This window comes from Singulisphaera rosea (assembly GCF_054877945.1).
On record NZ_JBTYIP020000043.1, the window covers coordinates 41,850 to 63,266 of the forward strand.

Annotated in this window: 5 protein-coding genes; 4 read left to right on the forward strand and 1 reads right to left on the reverse strand. The window is 66.6% G+C overall.

The window, feature by feature from the left end; genetic code table 11:
• Nucleotides 1-284: 284 nt before the first annotated feature.
• The 4 genes from ACYOEI_RS38355 to ACYOEI_RS38370 all read left to right on the forward strand — a co-directional run bounded on the left by ACYOEI_RS38355 (nt 285) and on the right by ACYOEI_RS38370 (nt 4,429).
• Nucleotides 285-416 (forward strand): type II secretion system protein, encoded by a 132-nt coding sequence (locus ACYOEI_RS38355; protein ID WP_462855785.1) that lies wholly within the window; start codon nt 285-287, stop codon nt 414-416.
• Nucleotides 417-730: 314 nt separating this feature from the next.
• Nucleotides 731-1,558, forward strand: a complete 828-nt coding sequence (locus ACYOEI_RS38360; protein WP_462855787.1) for a DUF1583 domain-containing protein — start codon at nt 731-733, stop codon at nt 1,556-1,558.
• A complete protein-coding gene (locus ACYOEI_RS38365; RefSeq protein ID WP_462855788.1) occupies nt 1,558-2,571 on the forward strand; it encodes a DUF1559 domain-containing protein in 1,014 nt (337 codons plus the stop codon). The genes ACYOEI_RS38360 and ACYOEI_RS38365 overlap by 1 nt, the downstream gene beginning before the upstream one ends.
• 505 nt (nt 2,572-3,076) lie before the next feature.
• Nucleotides 3,077-4,429, forward strand: a complete 1,353-nt coding sequence (locus ACYOEI_RS38370; RefSeq protein ID WP_462855789.1) for a peptidylprolyl isomerase — start codon at nt 3,077-3,079, stop codon at nt 4,427-4,429.
• A 182-nt stretch (nt 4,430-4,611) separates the two neighbouring features.
• On the opposite strand, the gene ACYOEI_RS38375 is transcribed toward ACYOEI_RS38370, so the two are convergent.
• Nucleotides 4,612-20,301: a CARDB domain-containing protein gene (locus ACYOEI_RS38375; RefSeq protein WP_462855790.1), complete on the reverse strand. Its 15,690-nt coding sequence runs from the start codon at nt 20,299-20,301 to the stop codon at nt 4,612-4,614.
• Nucleotides 20,302-21,417 lie beyond the last annotated feature (1,116 nt).

Genomic DNA, 21,417 nt, shown 5'->3' on the forward strand with positions numbered 1-21,417 from the left:
AATCCTACCACAACCTCGCCTCCAATCGCGACGGGAGCCCCGCCGCACTCCGGGCCCAGGCCGATTCCTCGTCGATCGCGTCTTCCTTTCGGGTCGCCGGCCACCTGGGTGACACACATATCGTAAACAAGGGATTGTGACGATCGTCTCGATTTGCTAGCCTCCCCAAACAAGCGTCGAAGAGCAACCTGCATCGGATGCCAATCGTTCAAATCTTAGGGCGTTGTTCTGGTTGATGTCTCGTGTCCTGCTTGTCGCTGCCCTTGGTGGAGACAGGGAGAGCCATGCCTATGCCACTTCCGAGGCACTGGCGAGAAGGTTTCACGCGGATCGGGCTGCTGTCGGTCATCGCGATCATCGGCGTGCCGGTCGCCTTGATCCCGTCGTCGGTCCAGTCGGCCCGGGAGTTGGAGTAATGGACGTCAACCTGCCGATCGACCTCCCGGCAAATGACGGGAGAACCCCGAGAGCCCATCTCCTTCGAGCTACGGCGACCCACCCTCCGGCCAGACGCAGTTCGTGATGGTCGATGTTTCGGTATGTGTGATTATGTCGAGTGTCGATCCGACGGTCTCACGGGCCTTGGCGACTCGCAACGGCCGTGAAGCCATCGATCAAGGATCCTTCCAAATGCTGTGGATATCGACTCTCAAGACAAGGACTTCCCGCCGGATTAATGGTGAATCGGCCGAATCATGTCCGAAACGGCCCTTTCCTGGATCGGATCCGAATGAGAACGAGGGTTGACATTGTCCTGACCTGCATCGCCCTGATGATCCAGGGAGCGACGTGGGCCGACGAGTTGCACGTCGATTTTAGGCACAAGGGCTTCGATAACGACGCCCTACAACTCGTCGGCCTGGAGGCCGAGCAACTCGTCAAGCCGGGCGAGCGCGGCCTCTTCCTCCGGATCCCCCCGAATGAGGGGATCGTGGGGCCGGTGGGGCTGGCCCCCCGGAAGATGATCCGCGGCGACTTCGAGATCGTCGCGGAGTTTGAACTGCTGCGATATGACCGGCCGCGAGAGGGCTCTGGGGCTGGCGTCGTGCTGGAGGTCGAGTTCCCGACGGCGCCGATCGGCCCGATCACTTTGGGAAGGCTGGCCATCCCCGCTGGGGGCGACTGGTTTACCTGGGCGTCCCCGCGATCCACCGTGGGAAACGCAGGCCTTGGGATGAGTCAGGTACAGGCCCGGTCGCGCACGGGCAAGCTCCGGCTATCCCGCACTGGGTCCACAATCCGCGCCGATTGTGCCGACGGAGATAGGGCGTTCGTGCTCCTCCGTAAGCAGGACGTGGGTGCCGCCGAGGCGCGGATCACCTGGCTCGGGGTCCAGACCGGATCGAGCTCCTGTCGCGCCGAAGCCCTCCTCAAATCCCTGACCATTCGTGCGGAGGAGTGGTTCGAGCCCACCGTGACGCAGGCCCGGCCGACGTTTGAGTCAGGGCCCTGGTTCTTCTCCATTTTTCTCGGCTTCGCCGCAGTGCTTCTTGCGCTGGCGACGTGGAAACGATATCCGGCCGCCCTCTCGAACCTCGCGAAAGGAAGGGTACGCTGATGGCGACAACTCGCTCGTGGCGACGCCGGGATTCGGGCTTTACCCTGATCGAATTGTTGGTCGTCCTCGCCATCATTGCCATCCTCGTCGGGCTGTTGATACCGGCCGTCCAGGCGGCGAGGGAAGCGAGCCGCCGGGCGACTTGCGTGAACAACCTGAAGCAGATCGGCCTGGCGATCCATGCCTACCATGGCACGAACAACATGTTGCCCTTCGGGGTGGGCTTGGACGACGACAAGGTCGTGGCGACGCAAGGCAGCCTGAATGCTCGGCGATACTCCTGCCAATCGCAGTTGCTCCCCTACCTCGAGCTCGAGTCGCTCTTCAACGCGCTCAACTTCATGGTGGCCCCCTTCCACCCCATGACCTCCAGCGTGTCCCCGCACGACGGCAGCGTGGGCGTCAACGGCACGGCCGCGGTCACGGTTGTTAGTGTGTTTCTCTGTCCGTCAGACGAGGACCGGCTCGGACAGCCTTGGGGACGCGACAACTACCGCTCTTGCAACGGGGCCACGTGGTCGGGGCGGTCGGGGAATGGCATGTTCGGGCAGATCAGCTCGACGCATTACGCCAACATCACCGACGGTCTCTCGAACACCGCGGCGTTCTCCGAGAGGAATAAGGGGACCAATGACGCCAAGATCCTCGACCGTCTCGCCGACCTCTACGCCAACCCGGGCGTCTGGACCCAGGACACCTTCAGCAAATGGTGCATCACCTTGTCCGATGCCCAGGCTGCCACGCTCTATCACGACGTCGACGGGGGACAGAACTGGCTGGAGGGTAACATGAACTGGACGCGGTACAACCACGTCCTCCCTCCCGGCTCTCCCTCCTGCAAGAACGGCCTCACCTGGAACGGCGTCGCGATGACGGCCACGAGTTGGCACCCCGGGGGAGTCAACCTGCTCCTCGGCGACGGGTCGACCCGGTTCGTCAAGTCGTCAGTCGATGCCTCCGTTTGGAGTGCCACTGCCACGATCGCTGGCGGCGAAATTGTTGGGGATTATTGATACAATTTAATAATGATTGTATGGGATTTGGTAGTCTTTTGTGGATTGCGTGGCGATGTCCCGAGGGGAGCGACCGAGTTCGACGCGAGGATGGTCGACGAATTGGCGTCGGCCGACGGCGCCCAGAGATTCTCGAAGAGCCTGGAATACGCCATCGAATTCCCGCGTCCTCGGGCATGACTTTCCTGACGAGACGCGAAATCACAGAATACGCCGGATTTCCACTCCCCGGGATCCGGGATGGCTCGCTCGGATGCTTTTGGCGGCAGACTCCCGAACCGGTTCCCCTCCCTCGGCTGTCCGAGAATTGGCCTACCAATCGAACCGGATCGCGAGTAAGAAAAGGGACCTGAGCCGACCCGAGAGGGGCGGTGCAGGTTCACCATTCGCTTCGTGTGCATTTCCCCATCGATGATCATCCGCCGCACCTCGTCGTGATCCGTCCCCCCGGATTGGCGCCAATTCCTTGGTTGCGTGGGAAGTTACGCATTCTGGAGGTCATTGAATGACGAGGCCCCATCGTCCCCGTCGGCCGTTTGCGTGGAATGTTGTCGAGTCCCTCGAATCTCGCGCCTTGTTGACCATGGCCGCGACGGCGCCGTTGCCGGCTGTGAGTTTCACGGCGGGGGCCGACGTGGCGCCGGTGAATCTGAACTCCTACTTCAATGACCCCAACGCGACGACCGACTTCGCGATGTTCGACACGTCGTTGGGGACGATCCCGGTGCTGTTGACCCCTTCGACGACGCCGAAGACCGTCACGAACTTTTTGAATTATGTGAACAAGGGTAGCTACACGAACACTGTCGTCCATCGTTCGGTCCCCGGGTTCATCTGGCAGGCGGGCGGATACCAACTCTCGTCGAGCTCGCAGCTCGCGACGATCCCGGCGGATGCGGCGGTGCCGAACGAATTCGGGGCGTCGAACGTGCGCGGGACGATCGCGATGGCCAAGCTCGGCAGCGACCCGAATAGCGCGACGAGCCAGTTCTTCTTCAATGAGAGTGACAGCAACGCGTCCAACCTCGACAACCAGAACGGGGGCTTCACGGTCTTCGGGCATGTCGTTGGCGCCGCGGGCCTGGCGGTGATGGACGCGGTCGCGGCGGTGCCCGTGCCGTCACCGGGGCCGCTCAGCTCTCCGCTGGATTCGATCCCCCTGCAGAACTATACCAAAGGGTCGACAGTCCAGGCTTCGAACCTCGTGCTGATCAAGGACGTGACCACGGCCAATGACCTCTTCCTGACGTCGAGCGATGCGCCCGGCGTGGCGGTCGCGACCGTCCAGGGGAACACCCTGACGGTCACGCCGCTCGGGGTCGGGACGGCGCACATCACGGTCACCGCTTATGGCTCCGACGGGACGCCCGTGACCGAGACCTTCGCCGTGAACGTCGATTCGACGGCCAAGCTCGCGGCGGCCCCTCCGTCCGGCAGTTCGACGACCCCGACCCCGACGACACCCCCGTCGGACGTGACGCCCATGGCCAAGGGGGCGCTGCCCGCTTCGGTCGTCGCAGGGAAGAAGGCGAGGATCCAGCAGACCGTGTCTTTGACGAGCAGCACGGGCGGCACGGTCTCCCAGAAGGAGATGGTCGCGCTGAGCCTCTCCACCGACACCACCAGTTCGTCGGATGACGTGACGATCGCCGGGGCCACCACGAACGTCAAGCTCACCAAGCCGGGCAAGCAGGCCCGGGTGACGCTCTCGGCGAAGCAGGTCTCGGCGAGCGTGCCCGTCGGCACCTATCACGTGCTCGTCTCCGTCACCGACCCGGACGGCGCGAAGACGACCGTCGACACCGGCCGGACCTTGACGGTCACGGCCGCCCAGGCGACCCGCGCGACGAAGCGGTGAGTCCTTCTCCCGAAACCTGGGTGCCTCGCGGTTCAATGTCAGTTATGGGGATATGTGTGTGAATATCACGGGGTCCGAAGACGGAATCCGTGGCACCCAGGTACAAATTCTCGTGGATCGCTTTGTGGAATGGGGCCATCCGAGTTTCGGGATAGACCTCGAGTGGACAGGTCCGGGCCGGGTTACTTCCTCGTCCGTGCCTTCGGGAAGAGGGCGTCGGGGCCGCTCGGGGGGATGACGAGCTCGGAGATCCCTTGACGCTCGGCCCGCAGGACGTCGCGAAGGACCACCTCGGGGCGGATCGCGGCGCCTCGCGAACTCTGGCGATATTCGCGGGCCTCGGGGGAGGCGGCGATCTGCCGCAACAAGCGGCGGGGGGATTCCGTCGCGAGTCGACTCAGCCAGTACCGGAGCCCGGCGGGCTCGGGATCGCGGCCGAGCAACTCTCGGTAGAGGATCATCACCGCCGCGGTTGCCCCCTTGATGATCGGCGATGACGTCGTCGGGGCGACCGGCGCCGCCGTCACGGTGAGCGTGCCGTCGGCGAACTTGATGCTGTAATCCGACGACGTCGCGCCCGAGGCGACGATCGCGTAATTCCCCGCTCCGCTTCCGGCCGTGGCCGAGGTCGAGAGCACGACCGGCTTCGACAGGCTGGCGGCCGTGTCGCCGTTGACGAATCCGGAGTACGTCGCCGTGAGCGCCGGATTCGCCTGGCCGGCGACCTTGGTCTTGTCGTCGGCGGTGATCGTCAGGGTCGCCGGGGTGATCGCCAACTTGCCCACCAAGTACGTGATGGTGTAGTCGCCCGATGCCGCCCCGGACGCGGTGATTGCCGATGTGCCGACGTGACTCGCCGTCGTCGCAGCGGTCGTGAGGGTGGGGGCCGTCGTCAGGCTCGCTGCCGTGTCGCCGTTCACGAAGCCGCGATAGGAGGCCGTCAGGGTGGGATTGGCCTGTCCATAGACCTTGGTCTTGTCATCCGCCGTGATCGTCAGCGCCGCGGGCGTGACCGAGAGTTTGCCGGCGGCATAGGTGATCGTGTAATCATCCGACGCGGCCCCGGATGCGTTGATGGCATACGACCCGGCGTGGCTCGCCGATGTCGCGGCCGTTGAGAGGACGGGAGCCGTCGTCAGCTTCGTCGCGGTGTCGCCGTTGACGAAGCCGCTGAAGGAGGCGGTGAGGGTCGGATTGGCCTGCCCATAGACTTTGGTCTTGTCGTCGGCGGTGATCGTCAGCGAGGCGGGTGTGACCGAGAGGTTGCCGGCGACATAGGTGATGGTGTAGTTCGCCGCCTCCGCCCCCGAGACGTTGATGGCGTACGAACCGACGTGGCTGGTGTTCGTCGCCGAGGTCGAAAGGACCGGGGCCGTGGTCAGGTTCGTCGCGGTATCGCCGTTGACGAAGCCGCTGTAGGACGCGGTCAGGCCGGGGTTGGCCTGTCCGTAGACCTTGGTCTTGTCGTCGGCCGTGATCGTGAGGACGGCCGGGGTGACCGCCAGATGCCCGTCGACGTACGAGACCGCGTAGTCGGTCGAGGTCAGGCCGCTCGCGGTGACCGCGTAGGAGCCGACCGGGCTGGCGGCGGTAGCCGAGGTCGAGAAGCCGAGCGTGCCCCCGAGGACAGCCGCGGCGTCGCCGTTGACGAATCCGTCGTAGGTCACGGTGAAGGCGGGGTTGGCCTGTCCGTAGACCTTGGTCTCGTCGTGCGCGGTCACCACGAGCGCCACCGGGGTGACGTTGATCCGGACGGTGGCGGTCGTCGGGCTGTAGTCGACGGCGTCGGTCGGCGTGAAGGTCACCGACAGCAACTGGCCCTGGCCGGCGTGCAGGACCGTGCCGGCGGCCACGGAGTAGCTGAAGGTGCCGGGGATCGAGGCCGTGGCGTCGAGCTGGGCCGTGCCGAGCGCCGTGCCGTAGGTGAGGTCGGCTGGGGTATCCCAGGCGATCGTCGGCGTAGTCTGGTTGATGACGAGGGTGCCGACGACGTCCGCCGCCGAGAAGTTCGGGTTCTCGAGCGAGGCGGTGACGGTGTAGCTGCCCACGGCGGTCGGCGCCGCGACGGTGGTGCCGTTCTGGGTATAGGTGAGGACCACGCCGGGGAGGTCCCCAGGGGCGGTCGTCACGGTGGCCCCGTGCACGCTCCCGTCGTAGCTGTAGACCAGGTCGGAGAGGGAGAGCGTCGCCGAGGCCTGGGCGACGACCAGTGGGCCGGTCGCGCTGCTGGCGATCCCGGTGTTGTCCCCGGCGAACGTGGCCCGGATGGCGTCGGCGTAGGTCCCTGCGTCGATGCCGTCGAGGCTCACGCCCGAGAGCGTGGCGATGCCGTTGTCGTCGGTCGTGGCCGTCCCGAGGGCGCGGCTGACGCCATCGGCGTCCAGGAGGAAGGTGATCTCCTTCCCGGCCAAGGGGGCCCCGCCGATAGTCAGGGTGGCGGTGACTCCGCCGGGCCCGCCGAAGGTGCCCGAGGCCGAGATGGACGTGACCTCGGTGAGCTGCGGGGCCGTGACGGTGACGGTCGCCTGCGCGTCGGAGGGCCGCGGCTGGCGCTGGCCGACGTTGTCGGAGGCCACGCTGAAGAACGAGTACGTGTGGCCGGGGATGCCGGTGAAGGTCGCCGAGGTCGCGGTGGTGTCGATCAGGAAGGGTGTGAAGGGGCCGCCGTCCTCGGAGACATAAACGTCGAAGGTGCCGACCCCGGAGCTCCCCGGCTCGGCAGTGCCGGCCCAATTGATGGGGATGTCGGTGTCGGGCGTGCTGGCGGGCAGGGGGGCCACGGTGCTGGTCGCCCCGCCGGCGTCGAGGGTGTTGGTGATCCTGGGCGTGTCGATCGGCTCCTGCGTGTCGAAGACGATCCTCGCCTGCGCCCCGATCACGGTGCCGGTCGGGGCCGAGGACCCGGCGAGCACGGTGTAACTCACGAACCCTTCGCCGATCCCGGCGTCGTTGTCGGCCGGCAGGAAGCCGATGCTCGGGTCGCTCGGGATCGCGCCGGTGGCCGGATCGATGGTGGTGAACGTCCAGGTGGCGACGCCCGTGCGGACGTCGATGGTGGCCGTCACGTCGACGTCGAAGCCGTACTGGGCCTCGAGGTCGATCTGGGTCTGGTAGAAGGCCGAATTCGCCGGCACCTGGTAGGTCTTGCCGCCGAACCCGAAGCTGCCGAGGCGGAAGCTCCGCCCGTCGAGGTTCGTGTCGAGCTGGTCGGTGATGACGACCTGCTGCGCGGGGAGCGTGGCGGTCGCCTCGTTGGCGAAGTCGATCGTGTAGGGCAGGGTGGCGTCCTTGGCCACGAACCCCGCGTCTCCGTAGCCGGCCGGGCCGATGATCTGGTTCGGGTCGTGGGGCGAGCCCGAGTGGCCGCCGCCGCTAGGCGGTCTACGACGGCCGCCGGGGCGGGGCGGGCCGACGCCGCCGCCGCCGCCGCAATTGGCGTCGACGCAGTCCTCGTATTCCTGGATGGCGTCGATGTAGTCGTCGATCTTGTCGAAGGCCTCTTCGCCTTTTTCCAGGAAGTCGTCGATGTCCGACTGGAGCTCATCGATCTCGCCCGCGAGGTCCGCATAGGGGCTGGGCGAGAGGGCGGCGATCGCCGTCTTGAACGCGGCGATCAGGTCGCCCATCGTCGAGGGGTCGGACGTCCCGACGGTGACCATGTCCTGATACCACGAGTCCGCGAGGTTGCTCGCGAAGGTGACGAGGTTGTCGGTGATGCTATCGAGGTTGTCGAGGTCGTCGCCCAGGTCGTCGGGGTTGTCGTCCCCCTCCACGGCGACGATGGCCTCGCCGAGTTGGTTGACCATGTCGACGAGCTGCGTCAACTGGTTCGCCGCGTCGGCGTCGCTACCGAGGCTGGCGACCGCGACGTTGGCGGCGGCGAAGGCGGTGGTCTCGAGGTCCTTCAGGTCCTTGATGAACTCCGCCGTCTCTCGCAGGAAGGCCGACTGGGCCTGGCGGGCGTCGGCGACCAGCACCCCCGCCGCGAAGACGGCATCCCTCGCCGCATCGATCGCCTCTTGCTCGGCGTCGAGCACGTCCTGGTAGTCGCAGTCGTCGCAGTTCTCGTCGTCGGGCAGCGGTGGGATCACGAAGAGGGCGAACGTGTCGTCGATGATCGCCTGGAACCAGGCCTGGCCCCGGACGGTCGGGAAGGTCGAGAGGCCCTGGATGCCGACCTTGGCGATGTTGATGTTGAACTGGCCGGTGAATCCGCCACCGGGCTTGGTGTCCTCCACCCAGGCTGGGTAGGCGACGCCATTGACGAAGGCCAGCCCGGCCCAGTCGCCGTATTGGACGTTCAGGCTATGCTGATCGAGTTGGCCCCAGATCGGGTCGCTCACGTTGGAGCTCGCGAGTCCGGTCGTGAAGTGCTGGCCGCCATCCTGACTGATAGCCACGGCAACCTGCGTCAGGGTGTGATCCGCTGGATCGATGCTCGTGTCGTACCAGCTTACGGCGACGTTGCCCGTCGACGGGTCGACCGCGATGCTGGGGAGGAATTGGCTGCTGTTCGCCTGCTTGACCGGTGTGACGGGTACCGGGCTGCTCCACGTCGCCCCGCCGTCGTCCGAGGAGATGACGACGACGAATGTGGCGGTGCTGATGTCGTCGGGCGAGTCCGTGTAGGAGAGGTAGAGCCGCCCTTGCGGCCCGAATCGGGTGCTCGTGTCCCAGGCGAGCCCGGGCACGGTGTCGATCTGCTCCTGCGCCGGGATGTCGAAGGCCCCTCCCTTCACGTTGGTGGCCGCCGCTTCCGAGAGGGCGAATCCGGTACCGGGAGGGGCATTGGGATCGATGTTCGCGGCGACGATTCGGCCGGACCCGTTCAGGTCGGCAACCACCACGTGGCCGTCCGGCCCCATCGCAATGGTTGAATAGTGGCCATCCGGGTCGACGATCACCGGGTCCCGGAACGAGCCGACGACGCCGTTATCGAGTGAGGCGCCGGTGGCCTCGACTCCCTCAGGGCCATTGTAGGCGATCCAAATGCTATCGGGTCCGATGGCCAGGCCCGGGTAGTCGAAGTGTGCCGAGGCCGAGGCGTCGATCCCGTGAATGGTCTTGTAGATGAGGTTCGCCGTCGACCAGGGCTGGCTCGGGTCGCTGGTGCGCAGGAGATCGACCGCGTAGGTCCCCAACTCGAGATACACGAGGTAGAGATTGCCGGCGTTGTCGAAGGCGACTTTCACGTTGTTCGAGGCGAGCGGGAGCCCGTCGCCGCCCGGTCCGGAGGCGATCAGGCGTTGGGTCCAGGTTTGCCCGCCGTCGGTGCTGTAGGCGGTGAACAAACCGCCGGTGTTCTCGATGGTCCCTTCGTTCGCGCCGACGAGGAAGATCTGGTTCGGGTTCCGCGGATTGACCGCGATCGACGGCTCGAACTGCGAGTTGGTCCACCCCGCCGAAGGGTTCAGCGGGTCGGTCAGCGGGGCGACGTAGACCGGGGGAGGGGTGGGAGCGGCCTTGGCGGTCGGCGAGATCACACCGAAGGTCTGGATGAGCCCTTGAGTCGAGCCACCGGAGGGGACCTGCGCCGCGACATTGGCGAGGGATTGGCCGGCGGTGACCGTCACCGTGACCGGGGTCACGAAGTCGAAATCGTCGAGGGGCTGGATCGAGTACGTGCCGGGGGCGAGCCCGGTGAAGTTGAAATGGCCCGCGATGTCGGCCGTGATGGCGGTGACGAACGTCGTCCCCTGGTAGGCCGCGAGCGCCAGGCCGGCGACGGGGATCTGCGGGTTCGAGGACGTGACCGTCCCGCTGACGCCCGACGCGGCCTGGAGCTCGACCGCCGCGATCGGCACATCGGCCCCCGCCGCCACGACCACGCCGGCGATCGCCGTCGAGACGTAGCCCGGCAGCGAGATCGTCAGATCATATGTTCCCGCGGGGAGGCCGCTGAGGGTGAAGCCGGTCGACACGCCGACAGGGAGCGCCGTCGTGTAGACGCGCCCGGGACCCGTCGCCCCTTCGAGTACGGCGGAGACCATGCCCGACCCGCTCGACGGCCCCCCCGCGCCGAGGGTGACCGTCCCCACGATCGTCGCCTCGTGGGAGACCGCGATGTTGGCGGACGAGGCCTGCCCGAACGTGACGAGGACCCCGCCCAGGGCTTGCCGGGCGTAGCCGTCCGCGTCCGCATACAGGGTGTACGTCCCGCCCACGAGGCCCGGCAACGCGTAGTGGCCCGAGGCATCGGTCGTCGTGGAGGTCTGGTGGCCCGACGGGTCGACGGCGATCACCTTCGCCCCGGCGATCGGCGCCTGGCTCCCCTGTGCGACCACCGAGCCGATAATCGACCCGCCGCGTTCGACGTCGAGCCTGACACCGGTGACGACCTGTCCGTCGGCGACGGAGACGACCGGGGGCAGGGTCGTCCCCGAGGTCGAGCTCGACGCGATGACGGCGTCCGGGAAGCTCAGCGTGTAGTTCCCGGGGAGGATCCGGTCGAAGATGAAGCTCCCGTCCTGGAGCACCTGGGTCGAGTACGACTGATTGGTCGAGCGGTCGGTCGCATACACCGTGTCGCCCGCCGCTTTCAGCGAGGGGTCGGAGGAGACGACGGACCCGCTCAGCGAGGTGCCGAGCGCGGCGAAGGCCCGGCGGATGTCGAGGTCGAGGAGCTCGCCCTCCTGCGTGTTGGTCGCCTGTCCGCTCATGAGAACGGTGGGGGGTAGCAGGCTGGCCTGCTTGTCGAGGAAGGCAACATAGCTGCCGTAGGTCGTCCCGACGTCCTGCTGCACGACGGCCCACGCGGCGGCGAAGCCGGGTGCCTGCTGGTATTGCGACGAGATCACGCCCAGGACCTGCGAGAGGTCGAGCGGGGTCTGGTCGTCGGTCGTCACCGGGGTCACCAGGAACTCGTACGGGGCGCCGACCGTGGTCGAGCTGATGAAGTTGACCGCGATCGTGTATTGCTGGCCGGGCCGGATCACCCCCGCGGTCCCCGTCGGGCTCAGGGCGAGGAACTTGAGCGGATAAGTCGACTGCAAGTGGTCGGGCGAGAAACCGTAGGGCGTGCCGGTCGACGAGGTCACCGTCAGCCAGGGGGCGGCCGCGTCGGAATCGCCCCGGTTGGTCACGGTGATGATGAACTGGCTGATGCGTCCCGCGAGCGTGATCGGCGGGACGTTCACCTCGACGTCGATGTCGGCTCCCAGGCCCGGCACGACGTCGAGCGCGTCGGACAGCTTGGAGACCGTGCCCCCCGACGACTTGGCCTGCACCGTGTAGTGCCCCACGGGCAAGCCGGTGAGGTCGAAGGTCGCGAACGCGGTGCTCGCGTCCTGGAGCACGGTCGCGGTCGCCGACACGACCGCTCCGCCCGGGGCCACGAGCTGGAACGTCGTCCCGCCGTCGAACCGGGCACCGTCGATCTCGATGGTCGAGGGGCCCACGTTGCCCACCTGGCCGGGCGCGACGCCCGACACCGAGAACGGGACGAGCGACGCCGTGATCGTGTCGGACTCCGGCCCGCCGGGCACGCTCGAGCCGTACACGAGGATGTAATACGTGCCGGCCTGCGTGGTCGGCACCGTGACCTGGCTATTGGCGCTCAGCGACTGGTCGGTGAAGTCATATTGCCCTCGCGAGGGCATCGCGCCGTAGCTCACGTAGAGCGAGTTGACCGAGCCGGGGACCTGGCTCTTGAAGGCGACTTGCAACGTCTGGCCGGCCGCGACATCCACCTTGTAATAGGCCGAGCGCCCTTCATCGAGCGAGCCCGACTGCGGCGTCCCCAGCGTCAGGGCTTTCGCGTCGACCGAGGCTTGTGTCAGTGACACCCCGATGTTGTTGGTGTCGTCGGTCTCCGGGATCTGGTTCAGGACGTCGGTGCGGAGGATGACGTAATAGGTGCCGGGGGCGACGCCGGGCAACGGGACCGTCAGCGTGGTGGTATAGCTCGAGCCCCCGGCCAGTCCCCCCTTGTGGAGGTTCTGCGCCAGGAGCGGGTCGGTGAAGGCGAACGTCCCGCCGGCCGACAGATACAGCGAGTCGGTCCACTGGCCGATCGCGCCGTTGTTCCCCTGGTTGGTGACGGTGTAGGAGAAGGTGATGTTGTCGCCCGGCGAGGCGTTCGCGGGGATGGTGATCGTGCCGGCGACGAGGTCGACCGGCGGCGGGGCCGAGACGGAGACGGCCGCGCCCGAGATGTCGACATCATTGGCCGACCGGCCCCGCTCGAACACGTTGTTGTTGCCGTCGGTCACGACGAACACGTGGTACGACCCCGAGAGGCCGGCGGGGACCGTGAACTCTGAAGTCTGGGTGTAGCTCGCGCCCGCGGCCAGGCCGCCGGCGTGGTCGACGAAGCCGAGGTAGGTGTCGGACTGGCGATCGAAGACGGTGTCGAGTGAGAGGTAGACGGCGTCGTACCAGGGCTGATTCCCGGTCGCCGCGTCGACGTTCGTGACCGTCCAGGTGACGGCGAGCGGCTGGCCCGTGACGGCGGTCGACGAGGCCGACACGCCCGAGACCGCGAGGTCGGCCGCCGGGCCCGCCGTCACCGCGACGGAACTCGACGCGGCGTCGTTGTTCGACTCGTCCGACTCATAGACCCGGTTGACGGTCGAGGTGTTGAAGTTGTTGGGGATAGCGACCTGGGCCGGCCGGTCCGCACGGACGATGACATAATACGTGCCCGTCGCCATGGCCTGGGGCAGCGTCACCGAGGCCGAGCCGACGTAAGACGCACCCGGCGCTAGTGCGTTGAGGTGGTAGGAACTCCCGACGTAGAGGTCGGTGCCCCCCTGGCCGACGTCGGGCTTGGTCGAGAGCCAGACGTCGTCATACCACGAGTTCGCCGAGGTCGTCCCCACGCCCGCGTTGGTCGTGGTCCAGGTGATCAGGGCCGTCGTGCCCGTCCCCGGGATCGTCGGGGCGGTGACCTTCGAGACCTGGAGGTCCGCCAGCGACTGGACCACATCGACGGGCGTCGCGTCGGAGGTGTCGTTGGTGTAGTCGGACTCGTAGACGGCGTTGATGAGCGCGTTGGTGCCCGGGTCTTTCACCACCGGGTTGGTGGCGACGAAGAGGAAGGACGTCCCCTGGAACGTGACCGGGATCATCACCGGCTGAGTCGTGGTGTAAGAGCTTCCGCCGGCCAGGTTCCCGACGTGGTCGAAGGTCCCCAGCAGCACCGGGTTCGAGAGATCCTCGTTGATGGAGGCGTAGACCTGGTCGCTCCAGACGGCCGCCACCGTGTCGCCGGTCCCCTGGTTCTCGACGGTCCAGGTGACGTTGACGACCGTCCCGGCCGCCGCCTGCGCCGGCGGGGTGACCGACGACACCGCGAGGTCGACCGGCTTGTAGGTGACGTCGAGTGGTGTGGCGAGGCCCTTGACGTTGTTCGTCTTGTCGACTTCGAAGACCACGTCGTTGCTGTCGGACTCGACGAACACGTAGTAGGTGCCGTTGAGCCCGTCGGGGATCTTGACGTTGTAGGTGTTGGTGTAAGAGGCCCCGGCGTCGAGCACTCCGGAGTGCGTCTCGTCGGCGAGGACGGTGGAGCGGGCGGGGTCGAACGTCGCCTGGGTGGAGAGGTAGATCGTGTCCGTCCAGTTCCCGTTAGGCGTGGCTGTGGAGCCGGCGTTCGTCACCGTGTAGCTGACCGCGAGGTTGTGCCCGGCGAGCACCGAGGATTGCGTTGCGGTGGCGGAGTCGACCTCGAGGTCGGGGGGCGGCGTGAGGTTGATCGTCGTCGGGGAGGCCTGCGCGGCGATGTCGTTCGCGGTCAGGCCGTCCTGGAAGACCTGTCGCGCCTGGTCGGACTGGACGATGAAGTAGAACGGGCCGCCGACGCCGATCGGCAGGTCGACGATCGCCGACTGCGTGTACGCGCCGCCCGCCGCGATGGCCCCGTTATGGGCGAACGTGCCGAGCGAGACCGCGGTCGCGGGGTCGAACGTCGGGGTCGGCGAGAGGTAGACTTCGTCGCTCCAGGTACTCGCGAACGTCGGACCGTTCCCGACGTTCGACACGGTCCACCCGACCGTGGTCGGTTGGCCGGAGAAGGCCTGGAGCGGCGCGGCGACGTTGGTCACCGCCAGGTCGGGCGGCGGCGCCAACTGGACGTCGAACCCTGCGCTGACGAGGAGGTTGTTGGTGCGGTCCGACTCGGGCAGGGCGAAGGGGTAGTGGCTCCCCAACCCGTTGGCCACGACGTAGACGTACCACGTCCCCGTCGCGTCGATCGGCAGCGAGACGTCGACCGTCTGCTGGTAGCTCTGGCCCGCGTCGAGGTACGACGGGTTGTCGAACTGGGCGAGCACAGGCTGGTTGTTCAGGGCCTGGTCGGTGCTGCCGTCGAACGTCAGGGTGGGGTCCTGGGAGAGGATCACGAAGTCTCGCCAGACGGGGACCTGGGTCGCGACGTCCCCCTCGTTCTTGACCGTGAACGTCACCGGCACCGCCTGGCCCGAGCGGACGCCGTCGGTCGGCGGCGTGATCGCGGTGACGACCAGGTCGGGGAGTTGGGTCAACGTGACGACGATCTTCGAGGACGAGAATGTCGTGTCGTCTGCGGCGTTGGGCCCTTCGACCACGCCGTTATTGGCGTTGGTCACGACGATCAGCGTGTAGGTCCCCGCCGTCCCCGGGGCGACGAGCGAGATCGACCGGTCGAGCGAGTCCCCCGCGGCGAGCGGGCCGGGGTTCGAGAACGACCCCAAGCTCACGGCATGGTTGAGCGTGCCGTCGAGGGTCGCGTAGACGGTGTCAGTCCAGGCGGTCGTCGCGTCCGCGTCCCCTCGGTTGACGTCGGTCCAGGAGAACCGGAACGACTGGCCGGTTTGCCCGCTCGCGGGCACGGTGAGGGCCGTGGCCACGAGGTTGGGCAGGGCCGGCAGCGTGAGGGCGATCGCCCGGCTCGTGTTGTTGTTGTCCTCGTCCGACTCGGGGACCTGATTGAGCGCGTCGGCCCGGACGATGATGAAGAACGAGCCCGCCGTCGAGTTGAGCCCGAGCGGGAGCGTGACCTTGGCACTTCGGTTCGCCGAGGCACCGCCGTCGAGCGTCCCGACGCCGTCAGACGAGACGGTCGCCAGCCGCACCGCGGTCGCGTCGATCGACGTCGACGACGACAAGTAGATCGAGTCGCTCCACGGCAGGGAGATCGCCGTGTTGCCGAGGTTCTTGTCGACCCACGAGACGTCGATCGCCTGGCCGAACAACGCCTGCGACGAAGCAATGATCCCCGACGCCGCCAGGTCGGACGTGCCCACTTGGACCGGCAGGGCGAAGGTGTCGTTGCCGAGGTCGGCCTCGGGCTGTTCTTGGTTGGAGTTGACGAGGAAGACCAGGTGGCGTGCCCCCTCCACCGTAGACGGGACCACGACCTGCTGCGTGATCGTATACGACGCGCCCGGGGCCAGCGGGGTCGTCGGGGCGCTGGTCTGCGCCTCGGTCAAGAAGGTGTCGTGGCCGCTGTCGAAGGTCGTCCCGTCGCTGATGTAGACGGCGTCGAGCCAGTCCCTGGTGGTCGCCACGTCCCCCTGATTCGTGACGGTCCACGAGACCGTGATGGTGTCGCCGGGCGCGAACGATGCCGGCGCGGTGGCCGCGGTCACGACCAGGTCGGGGGCGTCGAGCGTGATCGGCTGCGCGTACGTGTCGTCGTCGGAGTTGGTCTCGTGTTGGGTCTTCCCCGAGTTCGTGACGATCACGACATATCGCTTGCCGACGGCCGACTGCGGCAAGTAGATCGACTGGCTCTCGACGTAGCTCGCCCCGGCGGCCAGGCCGGAATTTGCACTCTCGTCGAAGGTCCCCAGGTACGTCGAATTCCCGTCCAGCCCCGGTCCGTCGGAGAGGTAGACCGCGTCCGACCAGGTAGCGTTGGCCGACGCATCTCCCTGGTTGAGGACCGTCCACGAGATCGTCACCGACTGGCCGAGGACGGCGGAGTCGGGAGCCGTCGCCGTGGTGATGGCCAGGTCGGCGTCCGGCACGGTGACGGTGGTCGGCTCGGCCAGGACGTTGTTGGTCTGGTCCGCCTCGCCTTGCGAAGACCCGTCGTTGGCGACGATCAGGATGTACTGCGCCCCCGGAGGCGCCGAATTGGGGATGGTGACGGTCGTCGAGGCCGTGTAGCTGTCCCCGGGGGCCAGCGGCGGCGTGCCGAAGTTGGAGTGGAACGCTCCTCCCAGGTACGTCGCGCGGGCGGGCTGGTAGTCCGGGGTGCTCGACAGATAGACGCTGTCGCTCCAGGAGCCGGGGGCCTCGACGCTCCCGACGTTCTTCACCGTCCAGGTGATCGTATACGAGTCGTCGACCTTGACGTCGGCAGGGACGGTCGCCGACGCGACCGTGAGGTCGGGGGCCGAGATCGTGATCGGGACGACGGCGACGTTGTTGGCCCCGGTGCCGCCGTCCGTCTCCCCTTGCGTCCCGTTGCCGTTGACCAGGATCAGCAGGTTGTACTGGCCGGGGGCGATCGAGCCGGGGATCGTGATGTTCGTCTGGACGTTGGCCGACTTACCGCCGCCGAGTGGCCCGTAGTAGAACGAGGACTCGGCCCCCACGAAGATGTCGTCGGAGGTGTGCGTCGTCCCCTTGGATAGATAGAAGATGTCGGACCATGTCCCCTGCGCCGAGTCCGTCCCGCTGTTGGACACGGTATAGGCAAGGGGCAGGGTCTGGTTCGTGATCACCTGGGCGGCGATGGTCGGCGAGGAGATGCCGAGGTCCACCGACGGTTGCGTCGCGGCGATCGCCTTCGACACGGCGTTGTTCGTGAAATCGGTCTCGCCTTGCGACTGCGTGTAATTGGCGACCACGAAGAGGAACTTCGGGCCGGCGAGGCCCGCGGGCAAGGTGATCGTCTGGCTCCCCGCGTACGACCCGAGCGGGTCCAGGGGCGTCGAGCCCGCGGAGGCGAGGCCCACCAGGATCGCCTTGCTCGTGTCGAGCGTCGGCGAGTCGGACAGGTAGATCCCGTCGGACCAGTTCCCAAGGGCCGGGACGCTCCCCCGGTTGGTCACCGTGTAGGTGACGGTGAACGACTGGGCGTTGCCGAGGACCGCCGTGCTGGGCACGTTGACGTTCGACACGACGAGGTCGGGGGCCGCCACGGTGATCGGGATCGCCCGGAGGTTGTTCTCGCCCGCGTTGATGCCATTCGTGTCGGATTCGGGCTGCGCTCGCGAGTAGTTGGCCACGACGATCAGGTAGCCCTGGCCCGACTTCGCGTTGCTGGGGATCGTGACCGACCGCGACTCGGTGTACGAGGCCCCGGCGGCGAGCGGCGAGTGGGACGACTCGTCGAAGGTCCCGACGAAGGTGAGCTGCCCCGACAGGTCGGGCGTCGTGGAGAGGTAAATGAGGTCGGTCCAGTCGCCGGGTGCGGTGACCGTGCCGACGTTCTTCACCGTCCACGAGATCGAGACGCTGTCGCCGGTGGTCACCGTCGAGGGCGCCGTGAGGTTCGTCGTCGCCAGGTCGGGGGCCGTCAGCGTGATCGGCACGGCGAACGTGTTATTCGTCGTGTCGGTCTCGGGCTGGCCGGACGACCCCCCTACGCCGAAGAAGCCGGTGGGGTCGGTCTGGACGATCAGGTACCGCGCCCCGACCCGGGTCTGGGGCAACTGGAGCGTCGGCGTCAAGGTGTAGGTCGCGCCCGGGGCGAGCGGGTTCTGGGCCGAGACGTCGACCGAGGTCACGAAGGTCGCCGTGCTCGGGTCGAACGTCGGCGTGTCGGAGAGGTAGAAGGTGTCATGCCAGGTCGTCGCGGTCGCGATCGTGCCGACGTTCTTCACCGTGTAGGAGACCTGGAACTGGTCGCCCAGGATCGCCGAGGCCGGCGCCGTGAAGTTCGTCACCGTCAGGTCGGGCGCCGACAGGTCGATCGGCACGGCGAACGTGTTGTTCGTCGCGTCGGTCTCGCCCTGGTTCTTGAAGGTGTTCGAGATGAAGAGGAGGTAGCGGTGGCCGACGGCCGTCTGCGGCAAGGTCAGGCTCTCGAACTGCGTATAGCTGGCGCCCGACGCGAGGGGAGATTCGGCCGAGGCGTCGAAGATTTGGATCTGGGTCGCGCTGTCGTCGAGGAACGGGACGTCCGACACGTAGACCGCGTCCGACCAGACGCCCGGCGCCGCGGACGTCCCCTGGTTCTTGACCGTGAACGAGACGTTGATGCTGGTGCCCAGGACCGCCGACGCGGGCGCCGAGGCCGTGGTCACGGTGAGGTCGGGGGCCGAGATCGAGATCGGCGTCGAGACGATGTCCGACGCCGGGGGGGCGTCCGACTGGAGATAGAACGAGGCCGGCACGACGATCAGGTAGGCGTCGCCGGTCGGGAACGTCGGCAAGGTGATCGGCTGATTGTTCGTGTAGCTCGCCCCGACCGCCAGCGGCGCCAGGGACGTGTTCCCGGGGCCGCTCGCGAAGTTCGGGAAGCTCGTGACGTAGACGGCCGTCTGCGGGTCGAAGGTCGGGGTCTTCGACAGATAGACGTAGTCGGACCAAAAGCCGCCCGCATCCCCACTCCCGACGTTTTTCACCGTGTACGACAGGCCGATCGAGGCGCCGAGGACTGCCGACGAAGGGGCGGTGATGTTCGTCGCCTTGAGCTCGGGGGCGACGAACGTCGTGGCGACGGCGAAGACGTTGTTCGCGTCGTCCGCACCCCGGTCGCCGGGCGCGAGGCCGGACTCCGCCTGGACGCCGCCGTCGTTGGCGACGAACAGCAGGTAGCCCGCCCCGGTCGGGAAGGAAGGGACCGTGAACTGCTGGGAGACCGAATAGCTCGCCCCGGCCTCGAGCGGCAAGTCCGACGTTCCCGGAAACCCCGAGCCCACGTAGACGGCCGTCGCCGCGTCGAACGTCGGCGTGGGCGAGGCATAAACCTCGTCATACCAGCCCCCGTTCGCCGCGTCCGTCCCCAGGTTCTTGACGCTATAGGTGAGCGTGACCGCTGACCCTTCGGAGACGGTCGCCGGGGCCGTGGCGGCGGTCAGCGACAGGTCGACGTCGGGCCTGGTGATCGTGAGCGGAAGCGTCACGAGGTTGTTCGACGCGTCGGTGTCGTACTGGTTGTGCGTGGCGTCGGCCACGAAGAGCAGGAAGTACGAACCCGCCTTCACATTCGGAACGAACCCGGTGGTCGATTCGACGACGCCGGCGCCCCCGGCCAGCGGCTGCTGGAACGACGAGGCCGACCCCACGAAGATCGCCGAGTTGTCGTAGGTCGGCTTGGTCGAAAGGTAGACGTTGTCGGACCGAGTCGCCGAGGCCAGGTCGGTCCCGTGGTTCGTGATCGTCCACGAGAGCGACAGGTTACTCCCGTTGGCCGCAACCGCCGAGGTCGCCGACGCGGTGGGCTTGTCGATACCGAGATCGACCTTCGGCGCCAGGGTCGTGATCGGCCGCGCCTTGACGTTGTTCGTCGTGTCCGACTCGTCCAGCGCCTTGTTGTTGTTCGCGACGAAGAGCAAGAACTCCGAGCCGACCGGCGCGACCGGCAGGGCGACGGTCATCGACTGGGTATAGCTCCCCCCGGCGTGGATCCCGTACTGAGTGCTCTGCGACTGGCCCGTGACCGCGACCGCGGTCGCCGGGTCGTAGTTCGCCGTCGGCGAGAGATAGACCGAGTCGCTCCAGAATTGGCCCGCCGGCACCGCGTTCGTGCCCTGGTCCGTGACCGTCCACGACAGCGAGATCGTCGCGTTGTTCCCGACGATCGCCGACGAGGGGGCGGAGACGCTCGAGACGACCAGGTCGGGCAGGCTGCCGTCGAGCATCAGCCGACGTTCCAGCTCCGCGATCGAGGGCCGGACGACCTTCTTGAGTCCCCGCTTCGCCCGTCGCCAGCCCCGTCGGAAGAGCCCCGGGTCCGATGCGCGCGCACCATCCTTGTGGACGTCATGCGTCGACATGATCTGCACCTATAAGCAAGGGGGGAGATCTGTCCTCAGCCGACCTTTCGACACGACCCGACCTATTTCGTTTCGATACCCGGGGGGGAGTGCGATAATTATGAATGCGGGAATCGGGAGGGATCAAGAAAATAAAATGAACTGTCACCAAAATCTTCCCGAACGTTATCTTTCAGCATCACGGCAGTTGAAAACTGCACGAATGTGCGGATCTCCGATCGGGCATCGCCCCGCCGCTCCGGGCGTCGGGACGTGTCGCCCCCCCCAACTTCGGGGCCGGGATCGTCGTCCCCAAGTTCAGCATGAGTCGTAGATGTGCAACCGCTTCTTCCTGGACGTGGACAGCACGCAGGCGGAACGATCCGAGTTCGTATACAGGATGATCGACATGCGTCAGAAGGATGATTGGCGGAGGCGGAGGCGGAGGCGGAGGGACCTTATCTCATCGCGATTTTCTCGGTAGTGATCCCCGTCGAGAAGGGTTAGAATGCAGTCTTGGGAGCCAGGGGATACCAAAGAATTCCCGTGCGGTCTTTCTTTGGGCGGTTGCGGATAGGATGGCGAGAGATCTTAGGTGTATAGCCATCTGGTACGGAAAATAGACAGCTTCAAGGACTTGTCCATGCGGCGAGCCTTCCTTGATCGGCCGAACACTCTCGCCGAGTGGCGGGGTCGACACCCTCTGGACATCGGCCTGTCCCCCGGCTATTTCCGCAAAGGCCGTCGAGCCCGCGGTTGCCCTCGATTCTGCATCCACTGCCGCGAGGTCAAGTTGCGGCCAGCTCGTCAACTGGCCCGCGCCGACCTCGCCTGGAGCGAATCGAGGGCGGAAGCCTTTTCGGTCGCTCGGTTCGACGCCTGGCGCGGGTCACATGTGGGTTGCACCCGACGGGCCACATCGGAACCAAGGTCATTGACATTCAGAGGCATGGCGGGACTCTGAAAGGACACACGATACCGTTGAAGTGTCGTGCGTATCCCTGCCTGACGATCCCTCTGAAGAGCGGTGGTTCGACACTGATTCTCAATTCGCCACAGTGCCGATCATCGTTTTCGTGGATCGGTCGTTATCAGGGTTGCAGATCATCTTGTGCCGCTCGGCGAATTCGAAGGACG